We start from the raw sequence: 19,287 nt of genomic DNA, 5'->3' as shown, positions 1-19,287 counted from the left end.
TGTGTTAAATCTGAATCAGGTGGAGTATGAGTACCACCAGGAACTTTTTACCTTTGACCTGACGGTTGAGGCCGGATCGATCGTGGCGTTGATGGGCCCCAGTGGGGCTGGGAAATCCACCTTATTGGCGCTGCTGGCCGGATTCATTGCCCCATTACGGGGCGATATTCTGGCAGACGGTGTGTCGGTGGTGGGGAAAGCGCCGTCTGAACGGCCTTTTGCCATGCTGTTTCAGGAACACAATCTGTTTGCTCACCTTACGGTGCGTGAGAACATTGGACTGGGATTGCATCCCGGACTGAAACTGAGCGCCGCGCAACGGGAGCAGGTGGAGCAGGCGGCGATGCAGGTGGGGGTGGGCGCGTATCTCGACCGGTTGCCGGAGCAGCTCTCTGGCGGTCAGCGACAACGGGTGGCGTTGGCGCGCTGTTTTGTTCAGCCTCACCCCATCTGGCTACTCGACGAGCCATTCTCGGCGTTGGACCCAGTTCTGCGCGAAGAGATGCTGGCGCTGGTGAAGCGCCTGACCGCAGAGCGGCATATCACGGTATTGATGGTGACCCACCACTTGAGTGACGCACGTACCATCGCCAGTGACTTCGCTTTTATGGCAAACGGACGGGTTGAGGTGAGTGCGGCGATCAGCGCGCTCAGTGAACAGCACACGCACGCCGGGCTGCGCGAGTTTGTCCGCGCCGGACAATAAAAAAGCTGGCTCAGGCCAGCTTTTTTATTGGGATGACTAGGCGTCTTCGTCGTTAAGTGCTTTGAGGATCTGGAAAATCTCCCGGTACGCTTTGGCCGGCTTCTGGGCCTGCTTTTCTTTGGCGGCCTGACGGGCGAGCTGACGCAGACGCTGACGATCGGCTGACGGATACAGTTCCATGACCTCTTCGATGGCATGATCGCCTTCTTCTACAACGCGATCGCGCAGCGTTTCCAGTTTATGCAGCACCGCAGTCGCCTGTGAATGTTTGTTACGGATTTTATCCAGTGCCGCTTGAATCGGTTCCGGATCTTCGGTACGCATCAGCTTTCCGATAAACTGCAACTGACGGCGGCGTGCTTCGTTTTTGAAACGTTGTGCATCTTTGATCGCATCAAACAGGTCGTCACTCAGCGGCATTTTTTCGAGTACTGCCGGTTTGAGGTTTACCAGCTCTTCACCCAGCTTCTGCAGCTCTTCCATATCACGCTTGAGTTCTGATTTACTGACCCAGATGATCTCTTCTTCTGGTTCCCATGGCGCTTTCTGATTCTTACGGGCCATTGTGCTTGCCTTAAATTTAGGTGGTCAATGCTGTTATTTTAACAAACATCGTGGGGAGAAAGCGAAATTCTTGTTATCCTAACGGTAACACCAATCAGATTTGATGAGATATGGACGTAAAACAGCAAGTTGCTCAACAACGTGTTGAGCTGGAAGCCGCCGTCGCCCGCGCATTGGAGATGGCTGCGAAGCAAGCCGATGCGGCGGAAGTCGCGATCACTAAAACCACAGGGTTGAGTGTGTCGACCCGGATGTGTGAAGTGGAAAATGTTGAGTTTAACAGCGACGGAGCACTCGGTATCACTGTGTACCGCGGTCAGCGCAAAGGCAGTGCGTCCACCTCCGATCTGAGCGAAAAAGCCATTCAGCAAACCGTGCTGGCGGCGCTCGACATTGCTCAGTTCACCTCTGAAGATCCCTTTGCCGGCCCGGCACCGAAAGAGTTGATGGTCAGCGAGATCCCGGACTTGGATCTGTTTCACCCAGATACTCCGGACCCGGATCACGCGGCGCAGATCGCGATTGCGGCCGAGCAGCAAGCACTGGCGTACAGCGACAAGATCAAACAAAGTGACGGTGCTAGCTATGACAGCCATTACGGTGTCAAAGTGTATGGCAACAGTCATGGCCTGTTGGCCAGCTACGCATCCAGCCGCCACAGCACCAGTTGTTGTGTGATTGGTCAGGGCGTCAATGGTGAGATGGAGCGCGATTACAGCTATACAGTGGCCCGCCATCGTGACGATCTGTGGTCCCCCCAGGTTGTCGGCCAGAAAGCCGCGGAAGAGACTGTGCGCCGACTGGATGCCCGGCGTCTGGCGACCGGGAAATTTCCGGTGATGTTTGCCGCTGACGTGGCAACGGGCCTGATGGGGCATCTGGTGATGGCGATCAGCGGTGGCAATCTGTACCGTAAATCGTCGTTCTTGCTTGAGCAGCTTGGCCAGACGGTATTGCCTGAGTGGTTTAATATTCAGGAGCGTCCGCATGTGTTGCGTGGTCTGGCGTCCAGCCCGTTTGACAGCGAAGGGGTAGTGACTCAGGATCGTGACATCATTACCGATGGTGTGCTGGCGACGTATCTGCTGACCAGTTATGCGGCGCGCAAGATGAACATGACCCCGACCGGGCATGCAGGTGGCATTCACAACTGGTATGTGAAGTCGACTGGTCAGAGCTTTGAGCAGATGCTCAAAGCGCTGGGTACAGGCTTGCTGGTGACGGAAGTGATGGGACAGGGGGTTAATATTGTGACCGGCGATTACTCACGTGGCGCGGCGGGCTTCTGGGTCGAGAATGGCGAAATCCAGTATCCGGTGTCGGAAATCACCATAGCCGGTAACCTCAAACAGATGTTCCAGCAGATTGTGGCGGTGGGCGATGATGTCGAGGAACGCTCGCAAATTCAGACCGGTTCAATCTTACTGGAATCGATGAAAGTCGCCGGGGAATAATCCGGGACATGCGCAATAAAAAAGGTTGGCATTGCCAACCTTTTTTGTTTTTAGTTGAGGAGCAGCGTGGCCATGCCGAGGAAGGCAGACAGGCCTACCACATCGGTGACGGTGGTTAAGGCCATCCCGCCGGCCAATGCCGGATCGATGTTCATCTTCTTTAAGATGATCGGGATGGTCACCCCGGCGACCCCGGCGACAAATAAGTTGGTCATCATCGCCGCAGAGATAATGCCGCCCAGCATCCAGTTGCCTTTCCACGCCACGACGATTCCGCCGATGATCAGCGCCCAGGTGATGCCGTTGAGAAAGCCGATCGCCGCTTCTTTCATCAGTAGTTCGCGTTTGTTACTGTCACCGATGTGACCCAGAGCGATACCGCGAATCACCAGCGCCACGGTCTGGTTACCGGCTACGCCGCCCATCGAAGGTACGATGGTCATCAGAACGGCTATCGCCGCCATCTGTGCCAACGTGGCTTCAAACAGGTTAGATACCGACGCGGCAGCCAGAGCGGCCAGCACGTTTGCGCCCAGCCAGATACTGCGTTTGCGCGCCGATTTAAACACTGGCGCAAAGGTGTCTTCGTCGTCGTCCATACCCGCCATGCTCATCATGGAGTGCTCCGCGTCCTCACGGATCACGTCGACCACGTCATCGATGGTGATACGACCAACCAGGTACTGGTTTTCATCAATGACCGGCGCAGAGACCCAGTTCCGACGTTCAAACAGGCTGGCGACATCGGAGTCTTTGGTGTCGACGAGAATCGCATCGTCGGCGTCTTCCATCACCTCGTTGACCTTAATGTCCGGTTGAGTAGTCAGCAGCGTAGTCAGCGGCAGTTCGCCGATCAGCTTACTGTTTTCATCAATCACATAGATGGCATCTGTGGTTTCTGGCAGCTCGCCTCGCATACGCAGGTAACGCAACACCACGTCGACGTCCACATCACCACGAATGGTGATCACGTCGGTGTTCATCAGTCCGCCGGCGGTATCTTCCGGGTAGGACAGGGCGGTTTCAACCCGTAATCGGTCCGCTGCATCCATCTGGCCAAGGACTTCACGTGAGACGTCGTCCGGCAGGCTTCGCAGTACGTAAGCAACGTCATCGGTGTCCATGCCTTCGGTCGCTTCGGCAAGCAACTCTGGGGCCATTTTGGAGACTAAGGCGTCTTTAACGTCTTCACTGAGTTCGTCAAGGATTTCCCCGTAATCTTCCGGGTCAGTCAGTTGCCAGAGAACGTCACGGCTTTTTCGTGGGGCAGCTTCAAGGAGGTACGCAATGTCTTCGGGTTCCATATCCTGCAATTGGCGGCGGACATGGACAAAACGGCCGTTTTCGAGCGCTTCGGCGATTTCTTGGAGGGCCTGGTGAGCTTGATCGAATTCTATTTGCTCTGCCATTCATTTCCCCCTGGCTAGTGATTGCGACAATGCGTTGAATAGTAACTTAATTCTATTCGTTATTTAATAAAATCTCATTACACAACAGGTCTTATTTGTAAGCGTAGGGTGATTCTTTACTCGCCTTCGTCGAATTTATGCTCAATCAGGTCGCACACGGCGCTCAGCGCTTGTTCGGCTTCCGCACCATCAGCCAGAATGGTGACATTCTGCCCCTGGGCAGATTCGAGCATCAACAGGCCCATGACGCCATCCGCGGTCGCTTGCTTGCCTTCCTGATTTTCAATCGTCAGTACCGCATCAAAAGACTGGGCCAGCTCGACCAGTTTGATCGCGGCACGGGCATGGAGGCCAAGACGGTTTTGGATCAGGACGGTTTTGCTGTGCTGCGGCATGGCGGTTCCTATTGGTTTTTTTCGAGCGAGGTATGGCGGATTTGCACCTGATGACCCAGTTCGGAAAAGTACTCGCCAATTTGCTGGGTGAGGTAAACCGAGCGGTGTTTGCCACCTGTGCAGCCAATTGCCACGGTCAGGTAACTGCGATTGTTTTTCTCCAGCAGCGGTAACCAGTATTCGATGAATTTCTGGATCTGCTGTTTCAGCTCCATCACTTCCGGGTGGCTTTCGAGGAAGGACTTGATCGGTGCATCGAGCCCGGTCAGTGGACGCAGGTTTGGCTCCCAATGCGGGTTGGGCAGAAAGCGCACATCAAACACGTAATCGGCATCGGTTGGCAAACCGTATTTGAAGCCGAAGGACTCAAACACCATCACCAGAGCCTGACGCTCGCGGCCTTCTACCCGCATGCGCACGGTTTCACTCAGTTCATGCAGCGACAGATTGCTGCTGTCTAGCACCAGATCGGCATGCTCTTTGAGTGGATAGAGAATATTACGCTCCAGCTCGATCGCCTGATCGAGTGAGCGTTTATCGTCACTGCGGGAAAGCGGGTGAATACGGCGGGTTTCGCTGTAGCGTTTGAGTAAGGTCTCTTTGTTGGCGTCTAGAAATAGCACCGTCATATCGACATCGTGTCGGATCTTGTCGAACACATCGGCGATCAGGTCCGGCTCTTTAGGCAGGTTACGAATGTCGACACTGACAGCGACATTCTGTGAGCTGTCTTTCACCGACAGGATAAAGGCTTCTAACAGGTCAACAGGCAGGTTATCTACACAGTAATAACCCAGATCCTCCAGTACACGCAGTGCGACGCTTTTTCCGGCTCCGGACTGGCCACTGACCACAATCAGACGCATGTTTGCTTTGCCTTATCGGTTGATCATGATGTCGTAGAGCTCCTGATCGCTTTGAGCGCTACGCAATTGTTTGAGGATTTGTTTGTCGTTGAGGCGTTCCGCCATTTTCGACAGGGTTTGCAGATGCTCTTTGCATTGTGCATCCGGGACCAGAAGAGCGAACAGCAGGTCGACTGGTCGATTGTCGATCGCGTCAAATTCGATTGGCTCGTCGCACTGCAGCAATACGGCGACCGCTTTGTCACTTTCGCTCATACGAGCATGAGGAATGGCGATCCCATTTCCTATGCCGGTACTGCCCATCTTTTCGCGCGACAGCATGCATTCAAACAGCTCGGTGGAATTCAGTCCGGTGTGTTCAGCGACGATTTCGCTGATCATTTCCAGAGCGCGCTTTTTGCTTGTGCAATGGACTGCACTTTTGGTGCAGTCCAGAGAGAGTACTTCACTTAGTTGCATGATTAATGGCTATTCAGCTTTTCTTTGTGCTTGTTGAGTTGGCGAACCAGTTTGTCCACCAGCGCATCAATGGAAGCGTACATGCTTTCATCTTCTGCCTGGGCATGGATTTCGCCTTGATTTACGTGAAGCGTAGCTTCAGCGATCTGATTGAGTTTTTCAACTTTTAAAACCACACTTGCGCTATTGATGTGGTCGAAAAATCGCTCAAGCTTTTGAAACTTTTCATGAACGTAGTCTTGCATTGAATCGGTGAGATCAACGTGGTGGCCTTGAATATTGATTTGCATAGACTTTCCTTCTCTGTTTTAGCCCTAAAGCAGGCGTTTACGCTGACTTGAAGGGGCAATACCCAAAGATTCACGGTACTTAGCGATAGTACGTCTAGCTACCTGAATCCCTTGGTCAGCTAGTAAGGCTGCAATCTTGCTGTCACTGAGTGGTTTGGCCGAGTTCTCTGCGGCCACCAGTTTTTTGATCAGTGCGCGAATTGCAGTCGATGAACACTCTCCACCATTGTCGGTACTAACGTGACTGGAGAAGAAGTATTTCAATTCGAAGATGCCTCTTGGCGTATGCATAAACTTCTGCGTGGTGACACGCGAAATGGTTGATTCATGCATATCCACCGCCAGAGCCACATCGTTCAACACCATTGGTTTCATGGCTTCTTCCCCATACTCGAAGAAATCACGCTGATGTTCAACAATGCACTTTGCAACTTTGAGCAACGTCTCGTTTCTACTTTCAAGACTCTTGATTAGCCATTTTGCCTCTTGCAAATTGGCGCGGATGTACTGACTGTCTGCGTTGTTGCCTTTGCCAAGCTCTGCGTACTGCTGATTGACTTTAAGGCGCGGCACGCTGTCCGGGTTGATAGTGACCACCCACTTGCCGTGCTCTTTATACACAGATACATCCGGAATGACGTATTCCGCATGATCCGGTGTCACCCGGCTACCCGGGCGCGGATCCAACTGCTGAATCAGTTTCAGCGCTTCTTTCAGTTCCGCTTCTTTGAGTTTGGCTTCTTTAATGATCAGCTTGTAGTCACGATTGCCAAGCTGGTCGATGTGGTCAGTGAGTACTAACTTGGCATCTTTGAGCCACGGGGTATCTTCCGGGAAGGTCGTTAATTGTAAGAGCAGGCAGTCTTGCAGGTTAAGTGACGCCACACCAAGCGGGTCGAATTGCTGGATGCGCTTACGTACCGCTTCCACTTCGTCCGCTTCAATCTCTTCACTGTCGAAGCTTTCGTGGAGCTCGTCCACGGACAGGGTCAGGTAACCGTAATCGTCAATTGCATCAATGATGGCCATCGCAATCATGCGATCGGTTTCGGAAAACGGCGTCAGGTCGAGCTGCCAGGTCAGGTAATCGTGCAGTGATTCGGTGGTTTCACCTTGATACACCGGGGTATCGTCATCAACCGCCAGACCGGTACTGCCAGTGTTTGCACTGTAGACATCGTCCCAGGTGGTGTCGATTTCCAGCTCAGAGCTGATTTCAGATTTTTCGATCAGTTCGGAGCTGTCTTTGGGCTCTGGTTCTGCGACATCAACCGTCGGCTCCTGATCGTCACCATTAGCGGCTTTGTGTTCCTCAGAAACCACTTCTTCACCGCCCTCTTCGACGTCCAGCAAAGGGTTGGAGTCCAGCGCTTCCTGGATTTCCTGTTGCAGGTCGAGCGTGGACAGCTGCAGCAAACGGATCGCTTGCTGCAGCTGCGGTGTCATCGCTAACTGCTGTCCTAACTTAAGCTGTAGTGAGGGTTTCATTCGGTCTTTTCTTGCCTGTTATAGTTATAAATCTGCCGCTCTTAGTTAATCATAGTCGGAATTGTTCGCCGAGATAAACTTGTTTAACTTGCTCATTGGCCAGTACATCTGCCGGTGTACCTTCGGCAATCAGCTGGCCCTGACTGACGATGTAGGCCTTTTCACACACGTCCAGAGTTTCACGAACGTTGTGGTCAGTGATCAGGACACCCAGGCCTCGATCACGCAGGTGTTCGATGATTTTTTTGATGTCGATGACTGAGATCGGGTCAACACCGGCAAACGGCTCATCCAGCAGGATAAACTTCGGGTTCGCGGCCAGCGCCCGGGCAATTTCGACCCGGCGGCGTTCACCCCCTGATAGTGCCATACCCGCACTGTGGCGAATGTGCTGAATGTGGAATTCTTCCAACAAATCTTCCAGTTTGTCCTGACGCTGTTCGCGAGTCATTTCTTCGCGGGTCTGCAGGACGGCCATGATGTTGTCTTCCACCGAGAGCTTACGGAAGATTGACGCTTCCTGTGGCAGGTAACCGATCCCCATGCGTGAACGGCTGTGCATCGGCAGGATACTGATGTCGGTGTCATCGATGGTGATGGTGCCTTCATCACGCGCCACTAAGCCTACGATCATATAGAACGACGTGGTTTTGCCCGCACCATTCGGGCCGAGCAGGCCAACAATCTGACCGGACTCGACCTGCAAACTGACGTCTGAGACCACTTTACGGTTTTTGTAGCTCTTGGCCAGGTGCTCTGCTTTGAGTGTTGCCATAGTTATTTCTGCTGCGCTGCCTGTGGTTGAAGAATGGTCGAAACCCGCTCTCCGCTCTGGTTGCCGTCGGCAATCAGTTTCTGCGAGGAAATCTTGTAGCGGATTTTCTTACCGCGAATTTCACTGTCGTCCTGACGCAGCAGCGCCTGATTGATCATCGTCAGCTGGTCGTCGGCCATCTTGTAGTACAACTCTTTGGCTTCACCGTACAGGGTTTTCCCGTCGTCAGTCAGCTGAGAGAAGGTCGCCAGATTGCCGTAGCCTTCGATCTCTTTGATCGCGCCGTCATTCGGATTGCGGTACACAATGACTTTATCTGCATTGATATTGATACTGCCTTGCTTCAGCTTAACGTCGCCGATAAACGTGACTTTGTTGCTTTGCATGTCCAACTGCTGGCTGTCAGAGTCGATATAGATCGGTTGATCCCGGTCGGTCGACAAGGCTATGGCGTTCGCAGACGCCAGCAGACACGCTATAAGACTAAGGTGTGAGAGTTTCATATCTACCTTGAACATGGTTGTAGAGAACCGCGGTATTGTCAGCAAAATTGCCTTTCATCGCCTGTCCTACCGTTTCAAACTGAGGGCCGATTAACACAACCTGGTTGTCAGCCCAAAAATCCCGATTGTCTAGCTGAATACTCATTTTCGCTGTCGACAGAGTATCAAAACCTGAGTCCGGCAGCAGGTTTTTTGCCAGCACATTGTCGTGCAGGGTCAGCACATGGTCTTTGTCCAGTACCGCAGAATCTGCGGTCACTTCCCATTCCTGTATGGTGCCTTGGTTGAAGACTTTCAACACTGGCTTCTCAAACAGAGTATCACCGCTTTGCGCGTAGTGATCCAGGTGTGTGGATGTGATCACGTAGCTGCGCGTACCACTTTCATCGTAAGAGGTACTGGTGACCGACTCGCCACTGAACATTGGCAGTTCCACATTCGGTTCTACCTGAATATCAAATGTGTTCTCTTTGTCGAGCAGGTAGTAAATACTTACCCCGGCCACGATAAACAGCAAAACATAAATGATACGAGATAAACTCATATACTTAAGCCTTTATGTACATCCAGCTCATCACGAGCTTGTAGAATCAGATCGCACACTTCGCGCACCGCGCCATGGCCACCCTTAATGCGAGTGACGTAGTTGGCGCGTTTGGCCAGCAGTGGGTGGCCGTCTGCGACACACACTTTCAGCGCAACTTGTTCCATCACCGGCCAGTCAATCAGGTCATCGCCGATATAGCCTGTTTGGTGCGGTTCAATCGCCAGGCGCGCACAAATGTCTTGATACGCTTTTACTTTGTCATCCTGGCCCTGATAGATCAGGGAGATACCCAGCGCTCGCATACGGTTTTCAACAATTTGCGACTGACGGCCTGTGATGATGGCGATCTCAATCCCAGCATTCATCAGGGATTTGACGCCGTAGCCGTCACGGGTGTGGAATGTTTTGAGCTCCTCACCCTGATTGCCCATGTAAATCAGGCCGTCCGAAAACACACCATCCACATCACAGATCAGCAGTTTGATGTCTCGTGCTATGGTGACGATAGTTTGCTCGACCGGACCGTAAAGCGTTTCAACCAGTTGTGTCATTACATTACTCCTGCTTTGAGAAGGTCATGCATATTCAGTGCACCGACGGGTTGGCCTTCTTTACATAATACTAATCCATTTATGCTTTTGTCTTGCATTAGATTCAACCCTTCAACGGCCAACATCTCCGGCTCGGCCGTGGTTGGGTTGCGGGTCATCACGTCACCGATCAACGCGCTATGAACGTCAATGCGTTTGTCGAGCACGCGTCGCAGGTCTCCATCTGTAAACAAACCGACCAGTTGACCGTCGTTATTAACCACGGTGGTCATGCCAAGACCTTTCTGGCTGATTTCCATCAGGGCATCACGGATCACGGTATCTGGCGTCACCATCGGTAGTGCGTCGCCGGAGTGCATGATGTCAGACAGCTTGAGCAGCAGTTTACGCCCCAGCGCGCCGCCCGGATGGGAGAGGGCAAAGTCTTCCGCAGTAAAGCCGCGCGCCTGCAGCAGCGCGACCGCCAGTGCATCACCCATGACTAACGTGGCGGTAGTGCTTGAGGTGGGTGCCAGGCCGAGCGGACAGGCTTCACTGGGGACGGTGATCTGCAGGTGCAGATCCGCCAGTCTCGCCATATTGGACTCAGGCTTGCCCGTCATACTGATGATGCGGATGCCCAGACGTTTGAGGACCGGGAACAGCGACAGTATCTCATGGGATTCACCCGAGTTGGAAATCGCCAGCACGATATCGCCGCGCTCGATCATTCCCAGATCGCCATGCGCCGCTTCCCCTGGGTGAACGAAGAACGCCGAGGTGCCGGTGCTGGCTAACGTGGCCGCGATCTTATTGCCGATGTGACCGGATTTACCCATGCCCATCACCACCACTTTACCCGGGTTGGCGAGGATCATGTCACAGGCCTGACAGAATTCCGTGTCGATATACTGATCCAGTTGTTTGAGAGCAGCGATTTCTGTCTCAAGCACATTGAGCGCCGCAGCGCGGTAATCAAACATATTCTTCCCCGAAGTCTTACGGTTAAGCGGCCACGTTCATCAACAGGTAAACCTGATAGGCCCCGAAACAGACGAACAGAATGGCGCCTTCTATACGGTTAATACTGCGGGATTTACCCAGACACATCACCACCAGCAGCAGTGAAACTGCCAGCATGACCCAGAAATCGCGTCCCATGGCCAGCTCACTCAGCATGGATGGGTTCAAAATCCCCGGAATGCCCATGACCGCCAGAATATTAAATACGTTGGAGCCGATGATGTTGCCCACGGCCATGTCGTCTTCGCCTTTCAGGACGCCGGCCAGTGAAGCGGCCAGTTCCGGCAGGCTGGTGCCGACAGCAATGATAGTCAGGCCGATCACCAGATCGCTCATGCCGAAATATTTGGCAATGACGACGGCATTGTCGACCAGCATATCGGCGGCCAGTGGCAGCACGATCAGGCCTATCACGACCCAGATCCCGGCTTTCAGGTTGCTGACGCCTTCCGGAACTTCAGATTCTTGTTCCTGCAACAGTGCGTCGCCGCTGTCTTTGTCTTTTTCACGGCGGCTGATGCGCAGCATCGCCAGAATGAACATTGCAAACAGGACAAACAGCAACACACCTTCATAAAAGCCGAGTTTGTTGTCCCACAATAAAATCCCCGCTAATACGGTGACCCCAATCATCAACGGAAGTTCACGACGCAGTACTTCGCTGCTGATCGAAAGCGGTTTGATCATCGCGGTGATGCCGAGGATCAGCGCAATGTTAGCGATGTTGGAGCCCAGCACGTTGCCGACGGCAGTATCGGTTTTGCCGTCCAGAGCCGCAGTCGCGGAGACCATCATTTCCGGAGCGGAAGAGCCCATGGCCAGAATGGTCATACCGATTACCAGAGGGGAAATACCGACGTTGCGTGCCAGTGCTGCCGCACCGAACACCAGTTTGTCTGCACTCCAGACGAGAAAAACGAGACCAATGACCAGAAACGCGACCGCTTCAAACATGACACTTCCTAAAATTGAGTTAACAACTGAATGATTTAACCGTCAATTTTGACGCTTTGATATGTAAAAGGGAAGCCAATGATGAAATTAATTGTGACACGATCTGTCAACATAATGAGATAAGTTGCGCTGATGAGTGGAGATTTAATCGAACAGTGCTTTAAATTCAAGCTTATTGTGCTTATGATTGCCCATTCTCGCTGATGCGTACCGCAGATAACGGATAATTCAAACCTATGTCTTCTGAAGCTCTGGTTACAATAAAACATTTGCACTTTTCGAGGGCGGAACGAACGATCTTCGACGACGTGAATCTGAGCGTACCGAAAGGGAAAATCACCGCCATCATGGGGCCGTCCGGGATCGGTAAGACCACCTTGCTGCGCCTGATTGGTGGCCAGTTGCCGCCCGACAGCGGTGAAATTTGGTTTGATGGTGATAACATCCCGACACTGAGCCGTAAGAAGCTCTACCGGGCACGCAAAAAAATGAGCATGCTGTTCCAGTCCGGCGCACTGTTTACTGATCTGAACGTTTTTGACAACGTCGCGTTTCCATTGCGTGAACACACAGCACTGGATGAATCGCTGATCAAAACGCTGGTGCTGCTCAAACTGGAAGCGGTTGGCCTACGCGGTGCGGCGCAGTTGATGCCGAGCGAATTGTCCGGCGGGATGGCACGACGAGCGGCTCTGGCGCGTTCGATCGCGCTCGATCCGGAACTGATCATGTACGATGAACCTTTTGTCGGTCAGGATCCAATCACTATGGGGGTGTTGGTCGAACTGATCCGCAATCTCAACCAGGCGCTCGGCCTCACCTCGGTGGTGGTGTCGCATGATGTACCGGAAGTGATGAGTATCGCTGATCTGGTCTATCTTCTGGCCGATGGCAAGATCATCGCCAGCGGTACGCCGCAGGAGCTAAGAGACGATCCGGATCCGCGGGTTCAGCAGTTTTTGTTCGGTGAAGCCGACGGGCCTGTTCCGTTCCGTTTCCCCGCGCAGCCTATCGAGAAGGACTTATTTTAATGGCGTCGAATTTTACCGATTTTGTCGCATCGCTAGGACGACGCGGCATTGCCGTGAGCACGTCGATTGGTCGTGCCAGCCTGATGCTGTTCGGCGCGGTGGCCAGCCGTCCCCAACCGGTGAAGAATCTCCCTTTATTATTGCAACAACTCTACAGCGTGGGCGTCCAGTCGCTGGCGATCATCATTGTTTCTGGTCTGTTTATCGGCATGGTCTTGAGCCTGCAAGGCTACGTGATTCTGGTCGACTACGGTGCCGAAGGCAGTCTCGGTCAGATGGTGGCGCTGTCTTTATTGCGTGAACTTGGCCCGGTGGTGACGGCATTGCTGTTTGCCGGCCGTGCTGGTTCGGCACTCACCGCGGAAATCGGCTTGATGAAAGCCACAGAACAATTGACCAGTCTGGAAATGATGGCCGTGGATCCGCTCAAGCGCGTGATCGCACCTCGTTTGTTGGCCGGCCTGATTTCTATGCCTTTGCTGGCGATGATTTTTATGGCGGTGGGCATCTGGGGTGGCCAGTTGGTTGGGGTTGACTGGAAAGGTATCGACCACGGCAGTTTCTGGTCCGCGATGCAATCGGCGGTCGATCTCGGCCAGGACATAGGTAACAGTCTGATCAAGTGTATGGTGTTTGCGTTTACTGTCACCTGGATCGCCCTGTTCAACGGCTATGACGCGATACCAACGTCAGAAGGCATCAGCCGCGCCACAACTCGCACCGTGGTGCACTCTTCGCTGGCCGTATTAGGGCTAGACTTTGTACTAACCGCATTGATGTTTGGGAATTAATCATGCAACAAACACGTAAAACAGAATTATGGGTTGGCAGTTTTGTACTTGCGGGAATTTGCGCAATTCTGGTGATGATTTTTCAAGTCGCTGACGTGAAAGGACTGGGTTCCAACGATACTTATACACTGAAAGCTGAGTTCGACAACATTGGCTCACTCAAAGTTCGTTCTCCGGTCAAAGTGGGTGGCGTCGTGATTGGTCGTGTAACCCAGATCAGTCTGGATAAAGACACTTTGTTACCTATCGTCAGCATGGCGATCAACAGCCAGTACGATCAGTTCCCGGACACCTCCAGTGTTCAGATCCTGACTTCCGGCCTGATCGGTGAACAGTACATCGGACTGGTTCCGGGCTTTGTGTTTGAAGATGAACAGATGCTGGCAGACGGTGACCTGATTGAAGACACCAAGTCGGCGTTGGTTCTGGAAGATCTGATTGGTCAGTTCCTTTACAGCGTCGGCAATTCAGACAACGCAGCGAACAGTGGGGAATAATATGTTTAAGAAGATCGTACTGGCCTTTGTGGCAACCGTTATCTCATTCGGTAGTGCGGCCGCTAGCGTCGATAAAACCGATCCGTACAAAATGATGCGTCAGGTCTCTGAGCAGGCGTTTGAGCGTCTCAAAAAAGAGCAGGACAAAATCCATCAGGATCCGGATTACCTGAAAGTGATCGTTGATCAAGAGCTGATGCCGTATGTGAATGAGAAATACGCGGCACTGAAGTTACTGGGGCCAAACCTCAAAGGCGCCAAGCGTGACGATGTTGGTGAGTTCATTACTGCGTTTCGTGCTTACCTGGTGACCTCATATGCGCAAGTTCTGACACAATATTCGGATCAGACCATTGAATTTGGCCCGGAACCGAATCTGGACGACTCCCGTCGTATTACCAGTGTGAAAGTGGACATCGTGGATACCCCACGTCCGAACATCAAACTGGAATTCAAATTGCGCAAAGACAACAAGTCTGGTGAATGGGAAGCGTTTGATATGGTGGCCGAAGGGGTCAGCCTGTTGTCGAGCAAACAATCGGAGTGGGGCGGTAAGATTCGTCAGGAAGGCATTGTGGCGGTCGCCAAAGAGCTGGAAAAACTGGCGGCACAACCGATTCGTTTTGAGAGCAAGCAACAATGAGCCATCCACAATGGACCCAAACTCAAGCTCAGCAGGTTGAGCTAAACGGCGCGTTGGATCGGGAATCCGTTCCTGCCCTATGGCAATTCGCCCAACGCTGGCAACCCTCGGCAGAGCAGGTTGACGTTAGCCTGCAGAGCATTAAACGTATCGATTCTGCCGGAATGGTGATGCTGATACATTTAATAGAACATGCAAAAAAACGAAACTGTCATATAATGCTCAGTTTCGTGCCAGCACAGCTTGCCACATTATTAAAGCTGAGCAATGTCGATGTTATGCTGGCAGACCATATAAAGAATACTCAGGGGTAAATTGTGGATAGCGCAAAAGTACAACAGTTACTGGAAGAAGCACTGAAACTGGAAGAAGTGCATGTGAAAGGTGAAGGCAGCCACTATGAAGTGGTTGCGGTTGATGCTTGTTTCGAAGGAATGAGTCGCGTTAAGAAGCAACAAATGATCTACGCTCCGCTAATGGAATACATTCAAAGAAATGACATCCACGCTGTATCTATCAAAGCATATACTCCGGATGAGTGGGCTCGTGATAAGAAGCTGATGTCGCTGTAAGGTTTATTGATGGAAAAGTTTCGAGTTATTGGTTCTGACAAGCCGCTGCAAGGCGAAGTGACCATTTCAGGCGCAAAAAATGCTGCGCTGCCAATTCTGTTCGCCTCTATTCTGGCTGAAGAGCCGGTTACGGTCAGTAACGTTCCTCATTTGCGTGATATCGACACCACCATGGAGCTGCTCAAGCGCCTTGGGGCTAAAGTGGAGCGCAACGGCTCAGTGCATGTCGACGCGGGTCCGATTGACGAATACTGTGCGCCGTACGATCTGGTGAAAACCATGCGAGCTTCGATCTGGGCTTTAGGTCCGCTGGTGGCTCGCTTTGGTCAGGGACAAGTCTCTCTGCCTGGTGGCTGCGCGATCGGTGCCCGTCCGGTGGACTTGCACATTCATGGTCTGGAGCAACTGGGCGCAACGATTACGCTGGAAGACGGTTACGTTAAAGCACACGTCGACGGTCGCTTGCAGGGTGCGCATATCGTGATGGATAAAGTCAGTGTGGGTGCCACCATTACCATCATGTGTGCGGCAACACTGGCGGAAGGCACCACGGTACTGGATAACGCCGCGCGAGAGCCTGAGATCGTTGATACGGCCGAGTTTCTGAACAAGCTTGGAGCGAAAATCTCCGGTGCCGGCACCGACACCATCACTATTGAAGGTGTTGAGCGTTTGGGGGGCTGTGAGCATGCTGTGGTGGCGGATCGTATTGAAACCGGCACCTTCCTGGTGGCCGCTGCGGTTTCGGGCGGCAAAATTGTCTGTCGCAACTCCAAGGCCCAACTGCTGGAAGCGGTACTGGCCAAACTGGAAGAGGCGGGCGCCAAGATTGAAACCGGCGATGACTGGATCAGTCTCGACATGACCGAGCGTGAACTGAAAGCAGTGACAGTGCGTACCGCGCCACACCCGGGCTTTCCGACCGATATGCAGGCGCAGTTTACTCTGTTGAACATGATGGCCAAAGGCGGTGGTGTGATCACCGAGACCATCTTCGAAAATCGCTTTATGCACGTTCCGGAACTGATGCGCATGGGCGCAAAAGCCGAGATTGAAGGCAACACAGTGATTTGCGGTGATGTTGATCGCCTGAGCGGCGCTCAGGTGATGGCGACTGACCTAAGGGCGTCGGCCAGTCTGGTGATTGCGGGTTGTATCGCCAAAGGTGAAACCGTCGTCGATCGTATTTATCATATTGACCGCGGTTATGAAAAAATCGAAGATAAGCTCTCTGCACTAGGTGCAAATATTGAGCGTTTTCACGAGAACGGTTAATATTAGCGAACGACTGTAAGCCGAAACTGAGGTTTCGGCTTTTTTTTAAGTGGTAAGGTGGTCGAGCGCGTGCGTTGTGTTCCGCCTGGAGAGAAATGAATGATTGCACTTATACGTGTACTGATCACCGCAGTGTGGGCTGTGGCGATGTTTATTTTTGGCTGTGGTTACTGCCTGCTGAGCCCGCGTAATCCAAAACACGTATTTACTTTTGGCCGTTACTTTGCGGCAATGTCGAAAGTGTTCGGCATTAAACTGGAGCTGCGTGTTCCTGACGACGCTTATGAGCGTGGTCAGCATATTTACATCGCTAACCACCAGAACAACTGGGACATGTTTACCGTGTCTGCCGCGGTGACGCCGAAAGTGGTGACAGTGGGTAAAAAGAGTCTGGCGTGGTTCCCACTGTTTGGTCAATTGTACTGGCTGACAGGGAATATCTTGATTGATCGCGCTAACCGTTCAAAAGCCATGGGCACCATTGAGCAGGTGGTGAACAGCATGAAGAACAGTGATGTGTCTGTTTGGATGTTCCCGGAAGGTACCCGCTCACGGGGACGTGGCTTGCTGCCGTTCAAAACTGGCGCATTTCACGCGGCAATCGGTGCCGGTGTGCCGATCATTCCGATCGTGTGCAGTTCAACCGAGCACCTGAAGATCAATCGCTGGAACAACGGCCACATCATCGTGGAGATGCTGCCGCCGATCAGTACTGAAGGTTGCAGCAAAGAAAATGTTCGTGAGCTGGCTAATCTGTGCCGCGAGCAAATGGCGACCAAGCTGGAAGAACTGGACAACGAAGTCGCGATGCGTAACGAAACTCAGGGCATTAAAGCCTGAGCCTGTTATGACAGACCGAGCCGGCGTACATCGCCGGCTTTTTTGTGCCTAAGCCATACTCAGACGAACTACAGTCGTTGTTAAGGGGCTAGGGCATACGTAAGACTTAAGACGCGCTCAAGAGGCTGACAGATGGCTTTTGGGCGCATTGTTGATGTGACTGAGGGTATAAGCGGGGTCAGGATCGGGCTATTGCGACGCACTGCTGCGATTCAACCCGGTAGTTCAGAATGAAAAAAGCCAAGTCTTTCGACTTGGCTTTTTGAAAGTGGCTCCCCCTGCGGGACTCGAACCTGCGACATACGGATTAACAGTCCGCCGTTCTACCAACTGAACTAAGGGGGAAAAGATGGTGCCGACTACCGGAATCGAACTGGTGACCTACTGATTACAAGTCAGTTGCTCTACCTACTGAGCTAAGTCGGCCTTTTTCATTAACAAGCCAAAGCTTATTAACCGAAAGTGGCTCCCCCTGCGGGACTCGAACCTGCGACATACGGATTAACAGTCCGCCGTTCTACCAACTGAACTAAGGGGGAATTATCTTTTTAAGCAGAATATAAATGGTGCCGACTACCGGAATCGAACTGGTGACCTACTGATTACAAGTCAGTTGCTCTACCTACTGAGCTAAGTCGGCACACTATATTCTGTTTTATTGTTCGTGTTAGACACCAACAATTACAAATTGTGGTGCCCGGAGGCGGAATCGAACCACCGACACGAGGATTTTCAATCCTCTGCTCTACCGACTGAGCTATCCGGGCGACGAGGTGTATTAAACGGTTTTTCGCTTTTAACGTCAACACCAAATTGCAAAAAAAATATCGTTTGTTGCTTTTCTATACTTAATGGGCTGTTTTTGCTCATTTGAGAATAAATCTTTATAGAATCCCTGTAGCAAAGTACGTTCCCATGAGAGCTTAGTTCAGCGTTCGTCATAAAAAATCGTGATTTTTACGCTGCTTTTTCGGATTTAAGCTGCAATTTAGTAGGTAAGTGGCAACTTACTTATTACATACAACTGGGCTTCGGCTGGCATTGGCTGATTGTTTTACCAAAGAGTGGGGGATGAAGCGAGCGGGGTGCTCAGTGTCCGGTAGAACTGGAATGGTGTGAGCGTCGAGTGATGCTACAACAGCATTAAGTCGAAAAACGAAAAAAGCCAAGTCTTGCGACTTGGCTTCTTAAATATGGCTCCCCCTGCGGGACTCGAACCTGCGACATACGGATTAACAGTCCGCCGTTCTACCAACTGAACTAAGGGGGAATTATTTGTGTCACTCTTTTCAGAGTAAAGCACCAAATAATGGTGCCTCGAGGCGGAATCGAACCACCGACACGAGGATTTTCAATCCTCTGCTCTACCGACTGAGCTATCGAGGCAAAAGAATGGTGCCGACTACCGGAATCGAACTGGTGACCTACTGATTACAAGTCAGTTGCTCTACCTACTGAGCTAAGTCGGCACACGAATATTCTTTTTACACTGTTCGTGCTAAGCACCAACAATCAACAAATTGTGGTGCCCGGAGGCGGAATCGAACCACCGACACGAGGATTTTCAATCCTCTGCTCTACCGACTGAGCTATCCGGGCAACGGAGCGCTATTAAACGGATTTTCCGTCTCTGCGTCAACTTGTTTTTCGAAAAAAATGCAAAAAAATGGTTAAC

General features: G+C 52.1%; 23 protein-coding genes and 9 tRNA genes. 10 read left to right on the top strand and 22 right to left on the bottom strand.

Annotation, left to right across the window (positions count from 1 at the left end; translation table 11 throughout):
* Position 1: 1 nt before the first annotated feature.
* Complete coding sequence (gene thiQ / locus CAG64_RS11305) at positions 2-706, top strand: thiamine ABC transporter ATP-binding protein (protein ID WP_021704431.1); 705 nt, start codon at positions 2-4, stop codon at positions 704-706.
* Between the two features lie 36 nt (positions 707-742).
* Here thiQ and yjgA read toward each other — a convergent pair whose 3' ends face one another.
* Complete coding sequence (yjgA, locus tag CAG64_RS11300) at positions 743-1,270, bottom strand: ribosome biogenesis factor YjgA (RefSeq protein WP_021704430.1); 528 nt, start codon at positions 1,268-1,270, stop codon at positions 743-745.
* 110 nt (positions 1,271-1,380) lie between these two features.
* Between yjgA and pmbA the strand changes: the two genes are divergently transcribed.
* Positions 1,381-2,724 carry a metalloprotease PmbA gene (pmbA, locus tag CAG64_RS11295; protein WP_161448708.1) on the top strand — a complete coding sequence of 448 codons (1,344 nt, stop codon included), beginning with the start codon at positions 1,381-1,383 and terminating at the stop codon, positions 2,722-2,724.
* 50 nt (positions 2,725-2,774) lie between these two features.
* Here the strand turns inward: pmbA and mgtE are convergent, their stop codons facing one another.
* The 12 genes from mgtE to CAG64_RS11235 all read right to left on the bottom strand — a co-directional run bounded on the left by mgtE (position 2,775) and on the right by CAG64_RS11235 (position 11,963).
* Entirely contained in the window at positions 2,775-4,133 is a 1,359-nt protein-coding gene (gene mgtE / locus CAG64_RS11290; RefSeq protein ID WP_021704428.1) for a magnesium transporter, read from the bottom strand.
* A gap of 116 nt (positions 4,134-4,249) precedes the next feature.
* Positions 4,250-4,528, bottom strand: coding sequence for an HPr family phosphocarrier protein (locus tag CAG64_RS11285; RefSeq protein ID WP_021704427.1), 279 nt, complete (start codon positions 4,526-4,528; stop codon positions 4,250-4,252).
* 8 nt (positions 4,529-4,536) lie between these two features.
* A complete protein-coding gene (gene rapZ / locus CAG64_RS11280) occupies positions 4,537-5,394 on the bottom strand; it encodes an RNase adapter RapZ (RefSeq protein ID WP_161448229.1) in 858 nt (285 codons plus the stop codon).
* Positions 5,395-5,406: 12 nt separating this feature from the next.
* Complete coding sequence (gene ptsN / locus CAG64_RS11275; RefSeq protein ID WP_161448227.1) at positions 5,407-5,853, bottom strand: PTS IIA-like nitrogen regulatory protein PtsN; 447 nt, start codon at positions 5,851-5,853, stop codon at positions 5,407-5,409.
* 2 nt (positions 5,854-5,855) lie between these two features.
* Positions 5,856-6,143: a ribosome hibernation promoting factor gene (gene hpf, locus CAG64_RS11270; protein WP_021704424.1), complete on the bottom strand. Its 288-nt coding sequence runs from the start codon at positions 6,141-6,143 to the stop codon at positions 5,856-5,858.
* 24 nt (positions 6,144-6,167) lie between these two features.
* The gene (locus tag CAG64_RS11265; protein ID WP_161448225.1) at positions 6,168-7,631 is read right to left on the bottom strand and encodes an RNA polymerase factor sigma-54; all 1,464 of its coding nucleotides are present in this window, start codon (positions 7,629-7,631) and stop codon (positions 6,168-6,170) included.
* A gap of 49 nt (positions 7,632-7,680) precedes the next feature.
* Positions 7,681-8,406 carry an LPS export ABC transporter ATP-binding protein gene (gene lptB, locus CAG64_RS11260; protein ID WP_161448223.1) on the bottom strand — a complete coding sequence of 242 codons (726 nt, stop codon included), beginning with the start codon at positions 8,404-8,406 and terminating at the stop codon, positions 7,681-7,683.
* A 2-nt stretch (positions 8,407-8,408) separates the two neighbouring features.
* Positions 8,409-8,909 carry a lipopolysaccharide transport periplasmic protein LptA gene (lptA, locus tag CAG64_RS11255; protein ID WP_161448221.1) on the bottom strand — a complete coding sequence of 167 codons (501 nt, stop codon included), beginning with the start codon at positions 8,907-8,909 and terminating at the stop codon, positions 8,409-8,411.
* Entirely contained in the window at positions 8,890-9,453 is a 564-nt protein-coding gene (lptC, locus tag CAG64_RS11250; protein WP_021704420.1) for an LPS export ABC transporter periplasmic protein LptC, read from the bottom strand. Before lptC ends, lptA begins: the two co-directional genes overlap by 20 nt.
* Entirely contained in the window at positions 9,450-10,007 is a 558-nt protein-coding gene (kdsC, locus tag CAG64_RS11245) for a 3-deoxy-manno-octulosonate-8-phosphatase KdsC (protein ID WP_161448219.1), read from the bottom strand. Before kdsC ends, lptC begins: the two co-directional genes overlap by 4 nt.
* A complete protein-coding gene (locus tag CAG64_RS11240; protein ID WP_161448217.1) occupies positions 10,007-10,969 on the bottom strand; it encodes a KpsF/GutQ family sugar-phosphate isomerase in 963 nt (320 codons plus the stop codon). Before CAG64_RS11240 ends, kdsC begins: the two co-directional genes overlap by 1 nt.
* 22 nt (positions 10,970-10,991) lie before the next feature.
* On the bottom strand, positions 10,992-11,963 hold the full coding sequence (locus CAG64_RS11235) for a calcium/sodium antiporter (protein WP_021704417.1): 972 nt from the start codon (positions 11,961-11,963) through the stop codon (positions 10,992-10,994).
* A 236-nt stretch (positions 11,964-12,199) separates the two neighbouring features.
* Between CAG64_RS11235 and mlaF the strand changes: the two genes are divergently transcribed.
* The 8 genes from mlaF (at position 12,200) to CAG64_RS11195 (ending at position 17,612) form a co-directional block, all read left to right on the top strand.
* The gene (mlaF, locus tag CAG64_RS11230; RefSeq protein WP_021704416.1) at positions 12,200-12,994 is read left to right on the top strand and encodes a phospholipid ABC transporter ATP-binding protein MlaF; all 795 of its coding nucleotides are present in this window, start codon (positions 12,200-12,202) and stop codon (positions 12,992-12,994) included.
* Entirely contained in the window at positions 12,994-13,785 is a 792-nt protein-coding gene (gene mlaE / locus CAG64_RS11225; RefSeq protein ID WP_161448215.1) for a lipid asymmetry maintenance ABC transporter permease subunit MlaE, read from the top strand. The genes mlaF and mlaE overlap by 1 nt, the downstream gene beginning before the upstream one ends.
* Before the next feature lie 2 nt (positions 13,786-13,787).
* Complete coding sequence (mlaD, locus tag CAG64_RS11220; RefSeq protein ID WP_021704414.1) at positions 13,788-14,282, top strand: outer membrane lipid asymmetry maintenance protein MlaD; 495 nt, start codon at positions 13,788-13,790, stop codon at positions 14,280-14,282.
* Position 14,283: 1 nt separating this feature from the next.
* Positions 14,284-14,925: a phospholipid-binding protein MlaC gene (gene mlaC / locus CAG64_RS11215; RefSeq protein ID WP_161448213.1), complete on the top strand. Its 642-nt coding sequence runs from the start codon at positions 14,284-14,286 to the stop codon at positions 14,923-14,925.
* Positions 14,922-15,239: an STAS domain-containing protein gene (locus CAG64_RS11210; RefSeq protein WP_021704412.1), complete on the top strand. Its 318-nt coding sequence runs from the start codon at positions 14,922-14,924 to the stop codon at positions 15,237-15,239. Before mlaC ends, CAG64_RS11210 begins: the two co-directional genes overlap by 4 nt.
* Positions 15,240-15,242: 3 nt before the next feature.
* On the top strand, positions 15,243-15,497 hold the full coding sequence (gene ibaG, locus CAG64_RS11205; protein ID WP_021704411.1) for a BolA family iron metabolism protein IbaG: 255 nt from the start codon (positions 15,243-15,245) through the stop codon (positions 15,495-15,497).
* 9 nt (positions 15,498-15,506) lie between these two features.
* A complete protein-coding gene (gene murA, locus CAG64_RS11200; RefSeq protein WP_161448211.1) occupies positions 15,507-16,772 on the top strand; it encodes a UDP-N-acetylglucosamine 1-carboxyvinyltransferase in 1,266 nt (421 codons plus the stop codon).
* A gap of 99 nt (positions 16,773-16,871) precedes the next feature.
* A complete protein-coding gene (locus CAG64_RS11195) occupies positions 16,872-17,612 on the top strand; it encodes a 1-acylglycerol-3-phosphate O-acyltransferase (protein WP_161448209.1) in 741 nt (246 codons plus the stop codon).
* Between the two features lie 269 nt (positions 17,613-17,881).
* On the opposite strand, the gene CAG64_RS11190 is transcribed toward CAG64_RS11195, so the two are convergent.
* The 9 genes from CAG64_RS11190 to CAG64_RS11150 all read right to left on the bottom strand — a co-directional run bounded on the left by CAG64_RS11190 (position 17,882) and on the right by CAG64_RS11150 (position 19,211).
* Positions 17,882-17,957, bottom strand: a tRNA-Asn gene (locus CAG64_RS11190).
* Between the two features lie 5 nt (positions 17,958-17,962).
* Positions 17,963-18,038: transfer RNA gene (locus CAG64_RS11185), tRNA-Thr, on the bottom strand.
* A 37-nt stretch (positions 18,039-18,075) separates the two neighbouring features.
* Positions 18,076-18,151 (bottom strand) — tRNA-Asn (locus tag CAG64_RS11180).
* 25 nt (positions 18,152-18,176) lie between these two features.
* A tRNA-Thr gene (locus CAG64_RS11175) sits at positions 18,177-18,252 on the bottom strand.
* A 51-nt stretch (positions 18,253-18,303) separates the two neighbouring features.
* Positions 18,304-18,379 (bottom strand) — tRNA-Phe (locus CAG64_RS11170).
* A 427-nt stretch (positions 18,380-18,806) separates the two neighbouring features.
* Positions 18,807-18,882, bottom strand: a tRNA-Asn gene (locus CAG64_RS11165).
* Between the two features lie 40 nt (positions 18,883-18,922).
* Positions 18,923-18,998, bottom strand: a tRNA-Phe gene (locus tag CAG64_RS11160).
* Positions 18,999-19,005: 7 nt separating this feature from the next.
* Positions 19,006-19,081: transfer RNA gene (locus tag CAG64_RS11155), tRNA-Thr, on the bottom strand.
* 54 nt (positions 19,082-19,135) lie between these two features.
* A tRNA-Phe gene (locus CAG64_RS11150) sits at positions 19,136-19,211 on the bottom strand.
* Positions 19,212-19,287: the final 76 nt, after the last annotated feature.

Origin of the sequence: Vibrio sp. V38_P2S17PM301 (assembly GCF_009904845.1) — a bacterium.
In the GTDB taxonomy this organism is placed as follows: Bacteria; Pseudomonadota; Gammaproteobacteria; order Enterobacterales; family Vibrionaceae; genus Vibrio; species Vibrio proteolyticus.
The sequence above is the reverse complement of the archived record's forward strand: the minus strand, read 5'-3'. Positions and strand labels throughout refer to the sequence as shown.

Bases quoted from the DNA above. Each gene is read 5' to 3' on its own strand.
- hpf (WP_021704424.1), bottom strand. From the start codon at position 6,143: ATGCAAATCAATATTCAAGGCCACCACGTTGATCTCACCGATTCAATG.
- mgtE (WP_021704428.1), bottom strand. From the start codon at position 4,133: ATGGCAGAGCAAATAGAATTCGATCAAGCTCACCAGGCCCTCCAAGAA.
- murA (WP_161448211.1), top strand. From the start codon at position 15,507: ATGGAAAAGTTTCGAGTTATTGGTTCTGACAAGCCGCTGCAAGGCGAA.
- kdsC (WP_161448219.1), bottom strand. From the start codon at position 10,007: ATGACACAACTGGTTGAAACGCTTTACGGTCCGGTCGAGCAAACTATC.
- mlaF (WP_021704416.1), top strand. From the start codon at position 12,200: ATGTCTTCTGAAGCTCTGGTTACAATAAAACATTTGCACTTTTCGAGG.
- CAG64_RS11195 (WP_161448209.1), top strand. From the start codon at position 16,872: ATGATTGCACTTATACGTGTACTGATCACCGCAGTGTGGGCTGTGGCG.
- mlaD (WP_021704414.1), top strand. From the start codon at position 13,788: ATGCAACAAACACGTAAAACAGAATTATGGGTTGGCAGTTTTGTACTT.
- CAG64_RS11235 (WP_021704417.1), bottom strand. From the start codon at position 11,963: ATGTTTGAAGCGGTCGCGTTTCTGGTCATTGGTCTCGTTTTTCTCGTC.
- CAG64_RS11240 (WP_161448217.1), bottom strand. From the start codon at position 10,969: ATGTTTGATTACCGCGCTGCGGCGCTCAATGTGCTTGAGACAGAAATC.
- yjgA (WP_021704430.1), bottom strand. From the start codon at position 1,270: ATGGCCCGTAAGAATCAGAAAGCGCCATGGGAACCAGAAGAAGAGATC.
- pmbA (WP_161448708.1), top strand. From the start codon at position 1,381: ATGGACGTAAAACAGCAAGTTGCTCAACAACGTGTTGAGCTGGAAGCC.
- mlaE (WP_161448215.1), top strand. From the start codon at position 12,994: ATGGCGTCGAATTTTACCGATTTTGTCGCATCGCTAGGACGACGCGGC.
- rapZ (WP_161448229.1), bottom strand. From the start codon at position 5,394: ATGCGTCTGATTGTGGTCAGTGGCCAGTCCGGAGCCGGAAAAAGCGTC.
- CAG64_RS11265 (WP_161448225.1), bottom strand. From the start codon at position 7,631: ATGAAACCCTCACTACAGCTTAAGTTAGGACAGCAGTTAGCGATGACA.
- lptA (WP_161448221.1), bottom strand. From the start codon at position 8,909: ATGAAACTCTCACACCTTAGTCTTATAGCGTGTCTGCTGGCGTCTGCG.
- CAG64_RS11285 (WP_021704427.1), bottom strand. From the start codon at position 4,528: ATGCCGCAGCACAGCAAAACCGTCCTGATCCAAAACCGTCTTGGCCTC.
- CAG64_RS11210 (WP_021704412.1), top strand. From the start codon at position 14,922: ATGAGCCATCCACAATGGACCCAAACTCAAGCTCAGCAGGTTGAGCTA.
- mlaC (WP_161448213.1), top strand. From the start codon at position 14,284: ATGTTTAAGAAGATCGTACTGGCCTTTGTGGCAACCGTTATCTCATTC.
- ptsN (WP_161448227.1), bottom strand. From the start codon at position 5,853: ATGCAACTAAGTGAAGTACTCTCTCTGGACTGCACCAAAAGTGCAGTC.
- lptB (WP_161448223.1), bottom strand. From the start codon at position 8,406: ATGGCAACACTCAAAGCAGAGCACCTGGCCAAGAGCTACAAAAACCGT.
- lptC (WP_021704420.1), bottom strand. From the start codon at position 9,453: ATGAGTTTATCTCGTATCATTTATGTTTTGCTGTTTATCGTGGCCGGG.